This window comes from Actinomadura sp. BRA 177, from assembly GCF_013372625.1.
GTDB lineage: Bacteria > Actinomycetota > Actinomycetes > Streptosporangiales > Streptosporangiaceae > Spirillospora.
The window spans coordinates 1-4,882 of record NZ_JABXFD010000225.1 but is presented as its reverse complement, the minus strand read 5'-3'; the positions used below and the strand labels follow the sequence as shown (position 1 = coordinate 4,882).

Here is a 4,882-nt window from a genome sequence, read left to right as displayed (position 1 = left end):
CTTGACGCTGGTCATGTTTTGTGTTGAGTGTCTGTCTGGGCTCGCTGTCTTGGTTTTTTTTTTTTCTAGAGATGCGGGACCCCCTGAGTCTACCACTACCCTCTTGTTGGGCAGCGTCAGATGTGAATAGGGGACAGGGGACGGGCCTGGCCCTGGCGCTGGTGTCGTCGGTGTGCTTCGGCGCGTCCGGGCCGTTCGGCAAGGCGCTCATAGAGGCCGGGCTCGGCCCGCTGCAGGCGGTGTGGCTGCGGATCGCGGTCGCCGCGCTGGTCCTGGTCCCGGTCGCCGCGATCCTGCGGGGACGGGCGGTGCTGCGCGGGCTGCGGCCCCACGCGCGCCCGCTGATCGTGTACGGGCTGACCGGCGTCGCGGGCTGCCAGGCGTGCTACTTCGTGGCGGCGTCCCGGTTGCCGGTGGGGGTGGCGATCCTGCTGGAGTTCAGCGGGCCCGTCATCGTGCTGGGGTGGCTGCGGCTGGTGCGCCGCGTCCCCGTGCACCGCACCGCCGCCGCGGGCGTCGCGATCGCCATGGCCGGGCTGGCGCTGGTCGTGCAGGTGTGGACGGGCCTGTCCCTGGACCCGCTCGGCCTGGCCGCCGGGCTCGGCGCCGCCGCGTGCCAGGCCAGTTACTTCCTGATCGTGGACCGGCTCACCGGCCGCGTCGACCCGCTGGCCATCACCTCCGCCGGCAGCGTCGTCGGCGCCGCCGCGCTCACCGTCCCCGCCGTGCCGTGGGCGCTGCCGTGGGACGTGCTGCCCGCCGACGTCCCCTTCGCCGGGACCACCGCGCCCGGCTGGTTCCTGGTCGCCTGGATCGGAATCGTCAGCACCGTCATCGCCTACCTGACCGGCGTCGCGGGCCTGCAGCGGCTGTCGGCGCAGGTCGGCGGCGCGATCTGCTACACCGAGGCGGTCGCTGCCGCGCTCATCGCCTGGGCCGTGCTCGGCGAGCGCCTCACCCCGGTGCAGATGGCCGGCGGCGCAGTCGTGCTGACCGGTGCCTACATCGCCCAGCGCGCCGCCGCCGGGCCCGCCGGCGGTCAGGCGTCCCCGGCGCGGAAGCGACGGGCGCCCAGCACCACCGCGACCGGGGCTGCGCCCGGGTGATGGCGGGCCGGCTACGCGCCGGGGGTCCGTCCCGTGCCGTCCAGGTGGGGCTCCAGCACCGAGCGGATCTGCGCCGGCATCTCCCGCTTGGCCTTGGACGCCGGGTCGATGAACACGTGCCGCACCTCCCCGTCGGCGATCAGCCGCTCGCCCACCCGGAACTCCGGCCGCACGATCATGCTCGTGGTGCCCAGGTGCGCCACCGGCATCGACACATCCAGCAGTTCGTCGAACCGCGCGCCCTCCCGGTAGCGGATCCGCGCCTCGGCCACCACCAGGTCGTAGCCGCCCTCCACCATCTCCCCGTAGTCGCCGATCAGCGCCCGCCACATCTCCGTCAGCGCCACGTCGTAGAAGAACAGGTAGTGGCCGTTGAACACCACGCCCTGCTGGTCGCACTCGCTGTACCGCACCCGCAGCCGATGCGTGAACATCTCACCCATGCCCGGCATCCTGCCTCAATTCGCACAGCGGCCTCCGCCCGGGGGCACTCCCATAAGTAGAGCTTCTGGAACCCAGAACATCTATCTCTTGGACTTCTGACTTACCGGCGACCACCATGGGAGATGGGAACAGGAACACACGGAGGAACCATGACGCACTACGAGAAGGCCATGCGGCCCGAGGACATCACGCGGCTGTTCGTCGAACGCTCCAACGCCGGCGACGCCGACGGCGTCGCCGCCCTCTACGAGCCCGGCGCCGTCATGGCCTACCCGCCCGGCTCCCAGACCGCCGGACGCGACGCGATCCGCGAACTGTGGGCGAAGGTGCTGGCCGCCCGCCCCCGCTTCGAGCCGGAGGAGCCGCTGCCGACCCTGATCAGCGGCGACCTCGCGCTCACCTCCACCCCGCCCAGGGACGGCGCCGGAGCCCGCGCCCAGGTCGTCCGCCGCCAGCCCGACGGCAGCTGGCTCCGCGTCCTGGACCAGCCCGAGTTCACCCCGCCGTCCGGCCAGGACGGGTAGCCGGCCGGACGCGCCCCCGGGCTCAGCGGAGGGCGGCGAGCTTGCGCTCCAGCACCGCCCGCTCGCGCTCGTTGCCGCACAGCCGCGCGGCGCGCTCCAGCTCGGCGCGCGCCTCGCCGGTGCGTCCCAGGCGGGTGAGCAGCTCCCCGCGGACGGTCGGCAGCAGATGCGAGCCCGCCAGCGCACCCGCGCCGGCCAGCCCGTCCACGATCGGCAGCGCCGCCGCCGTGCCCCGCGCCATCGACACCGCCACCGCCCGGTTCAACTCCACCACCGGGGACGGCGCCAGCCGCCCGAGCGCCTCGTAGAGGACCACGATCCGGTCCCAGTCGGTCGCGGCGGCCGACGGGGCGGCCGCATGGCACTCGGCGATCGCCGCCTGCAGCCCGTAGGCGCCCAGCCCCCGCCCCGCCTTCCCCGCGCGGGCCCGCGCGGGGAAGGCGGGGCGGGGGCTGGGCGCCTACGGGCTGCAGGCGGCGATCGCCGAGTGCCATGCGGCCGCCCCGTCGGCCGCCGCGACCGACTGGGACCGGATCGTGGTCCTCTACGAGGCGCTCGGGCGGCTGGCGCCGTCCCCGGTGGTGGAGTTGAACCGGGCGGTGGCGGTGTCGATGGCGCGGGGCACGGCGGCGGCGCTGCCGATCGTGGACGGGCTGGCCGGCGCGGGTGCGCTGGCGGGCTCGCATCTGCTGCCGACCGTCCGCGGGGAGCTGCTCACCCGCCTGGGACGCACCGGCGAGGCGCGCGCCGAGCTGGAGCGCGCCGCGCGGCTGTGCGGCAACGAGCGCGAGCGGGCGGTGCTGGAGCGCAAGCTCGCCGCCCTCCGCTGAGCCCGGGGGCGCGTCCGGCCGGCTACCCGTCCTGGCCGGACGGCGGGGTGAACTCGGGCTGGTCCAGGACGCGGAGCCAGCTGCCGTCGGGCTGGCGGCGGACGACCTGGGCGCGGGCTCCGGCGCCGTCCCTGGGCGGGGTGGAGGTGAGCGCGAGGTCGCCGCTGATCAGGGTCGGCAGCGGCTCCTCCGGCTCGAAGCGGGGGCGGGCGGCCAGCACCTTCGCCCACAGTTCGCGGATCGCGTCGCGTCCGGCGGTCTGGGAGCCGGGCGGGTAGGCCATGACGGCGCCGGGCTCGTAGAGGGCGGCGACGCCGTCGGCGTCGCCGGCGTTGGAGCGTTCGACGAACAGCCGCGTGATGTCCTCGGGCCGCATGGCCTTCTCGTAGTGCGTCATGGTTCCTCCGTGTGTTCCTGTTCCCATCTCCCATGGTGGTCGCCGGTAAGTCAGAAGTCCAAGAGATAGATGTTCTGGGTTCCAGAAGCTCTACTTATGGGAGTGCCCCCGGGCGGAGGCCGCTGTGCGAATTGAGGCAGGATGCCGGGCATGGGTGAGATGTTCACGCATCGGCTGCGGGTGCGGTACAGCGAGTGCGACCAGCAGGGCGTGGTGTTCAACGGCCACTACCTGTTCTTCTACGACGTGGCGCTGACGGAGATGTGGCGGGCGCTGATCGGCGACTACGGGGAGATGGTGGAGGGCGGCTACGACCTGGTGGTGGCCGAGGCGCGGATCCGCTACCGGGAGGGCGCGCGGTTCGACGAACTGCTGGATGTGTCGATGCCGGTGGCGCACCTGGGCACCACGAGCATGATCGTGCGGCCGGAGTTCCGGGTGGGCGAGCGGCTGATCGCCGACGGGGAGGTGCGGCACGTGTTCATCGACCCGGCGTCCAAGGCCAAGCGGGAGATGCCGGCGCAGATCCGCTCGGTGCTGGAGCCCCACCTGGACGGCACGGGACGGACCCCCGGCGCGTAGCCGGCCCGCCATCACCCGGGCGCAGCCCCGGTCGCGGTGGTGCTGGGCGCCCGTCGCTTCCGCGCCGGGGACGCCTGACCGCCGGCGGGCCCGGCGGCGGCGCGCTGGGCGATGTAGGCACCGGTCAGCACGACTGCGCCGCCGGCCATCTGCACCGGGGTGAGGCGCTCGCCGAGCACGGCCCAGGCGATGAGCGCGGCAGCGACCGCCTCGGTGTAGCAGATCGCGCCGCCGACCTGCGCCGACAGCCGCTGCAGGCCCGCGACGCCGGTCAGGTAGGCGATGACGGTGCTGACGATTCCGATCCAGGCGACCAGGAACCAGCCGGGCGCGGTGGTCCCGGCGAAGGGGACGTCGGCGGGCAGCACGTCCCACGGCAGCGCCCACGGCACGGCGGGGACGGTGAGCGCGGCGGCGCCGACGACGCTGCCGGCGGAGGTGATGGCCAGCGGGTCGACGCGGCCGGTGAGCCGGTCCACGATCAGGAAGTAACTGGCCTGGCACGCGGCGGCGCCGAGCCCGGCGGCCAGGCCGAGCGGGTCCAGGGACAGGCCCGTCCACACCTGCACGACCAGCGCCAGCCCGGCCATGGCGATCGCGACGCCCGCGGCGGCGGTGCGGTGCACGGGGACGCGGCGCACCAGCCGCAGCCACCCCAGCACGATGACGGGCCCGCTGAACTCCAGCAGGATCGCCACCCCCACCGGCAACCGGGACGCCGCCACGAAGTAGCACGCCTGGCAGCCCGCGACGCCGGTCAGCCCGTACACGATCAGCGGGCGCGCGTGGGGCCGCAGCCCGCGCAGCACCGCCCGTCCCCGCAGGATCGCGGCGACCGGGACCAGGACCAGCGCGGCGACCGCGATCCGCAGCCACACCGCCTGCAGCGGGCCGAGCCCGGCCTCTATGAGCGCCTTGCCGAACGGCCCGGACGCGCCGAAGCACACCGACGACACCAGCGCCAGGGCCAGGCCCGTCCCCTGTCCCTTCTACACATCT

The 4,882-nt window shown here is 74.1% G+C and carries 6 protein-coding genes and 2 pseudogenes; 4 read left to right on the top strand and 4 right to left on the bottom strand.

Translation table 11 applies throughout. The features are described from left to right. Positions 1-122: 122 nt before the first annotated feature. The gene (locus HUX53_RS08625) at positions 123-1,106 is read left to right on the top strand and encodes a DMT family transporter (RefSeq protein WP_309237121.1); all 984 of its coding nucleotides are present in this window, start codon (positions 123-125) and stop codon (positions 1,104-1,106) included. Positions 1,107-1,117: 11 nt separating this feature from the next. On the opposite strand, the gene HUX53_RS08620 is transcribed toward HUX53_RS08625, so the two are convergent. Continuing rightward, on the bottom strand, positions 1,118-1,549 hold the full coding sequence (locus HUX53_RS08620; protein ID WP_176402628.1) for a thioesterase family protein: 432 nt from the start codon (positions 1,547-1,549) through the stop codon (positions 1,118-1,120). A gap of 150 nt (positions 1,550-1,699) precedes the next feature. On the opposite strand from HUX53_RS08620, the gene HUX53_RS08615 reads away from it, so the two are divergent. Then, entirely contained in the window at positions 1,700-2,074 is a 375-nt protein-coding gene (locus HUX53_RS08615) for a nuclear transport factor 2 family protein (RefSeq protein ID WP_176402629.1), read from the top strand. 22 nt (positions 2,075-2,096) lie between these two features. Here the strand turns inward: HUX53_RS08615 and HUX53_RS08610 are convergent. Further along, positions 2,097-2,501: pseudogene (locus HUX53_RS08610) on the bottom strand (RNA polymerase subunit sigma-24); the annotation flags it as partial. On the opposite strand from HUX53_RS08610, the pseudogene HUX53_RS08605 reads away from it, so the two are divergent. Beyond that, positions 2,500-2,904 (top strand): annotated as a pseudogene (locus HUX53_RS08605) (RNA polymerase subunit sigma-24); the annotation flags it as partial. The pseudogenes HUX53_RS08610 and HUX53_RS08605 sit on opposite strands and share 2 nt — an antisense overlap. Positions 2,905-2,926: 22 nt before the next feature. On the opposite strand, the gene HUX53_RS08600 reads toward HUX53_RS08605, so the two are convergent. Then, positions 2,927-3,301, bottom strand: coding sequence for a nuclear transport factor 2 family protein (locus tag HUX53_RS08600; RefSeq protein ID WP_176402629.1), 375 nt, complete (start codon positions 3,299-3,301; stop codon positions 2,927-2,929). 150 nt (positions 3,302-3,451) lie between these two features. On the opposite strand from HUX53_RS08600, the gene HUX53_RS08595 reads away from it, so the two are divergent. After that, entirely contained in the window at positions 3,452-3,883 is a 432-nt protein-coding gene (locus HUX53_RS08595) for a thioesterase family protein (protein ID WP_176402628.1), read from the top strand. 11 nt (positions 3,884-3,894) lie between these two features. Here the strand turns inward: HUX53_RS08595 and HUX53_RS08590 are convergent, their stop codons facing one another. Beyond that, on the bottom strand, positions 3,895-4,854 hold the full coding sequence (locus HUX53_RS08590; RefSeq protein ID WP_255205054.1) for a DMT family transporter: 960 nt from the start codon (positions 4,852-4,854) through the stop codon (positions 3,895-3,897). Positions 4,855-4,882 lie beyond the last annotated feature (28 nt).

What these genes read in the sequence shown, in the direction of transcription:
- HUX53_RS08620 (WP_176402628.1), bottom strand. Translation starts at nt 1,549, where the DNA reads ATGGGTGAGATGTTCACGCATCGGCTGCGGGTGCGGTACAGCGAGTGC.
- HUX53_RS08615 (WP_176402629.1), top strand. Translation starts at nt 1,700, where the DNA reads ATGACGCACTACGAGAAGGCCATGCGGCCCGAGGACATCACGCGGCTG.
- HUX53_RS08600 (WP_176402629.1), bottom strand. Translation starts at nt 3,301, where the DNA reads ATGACGCACTACGAGAAGGCCATGCGGCCCGAGGACATCACGCGGCTG.
- HUX53_RS08595 (WP_176402628.1), top strand. Translation starts at nt 3,452, where the DNA reads ATGGGTGAGATGTTCACGCATCGGCTGCGGGTGCGGTACAGCGAGTGC.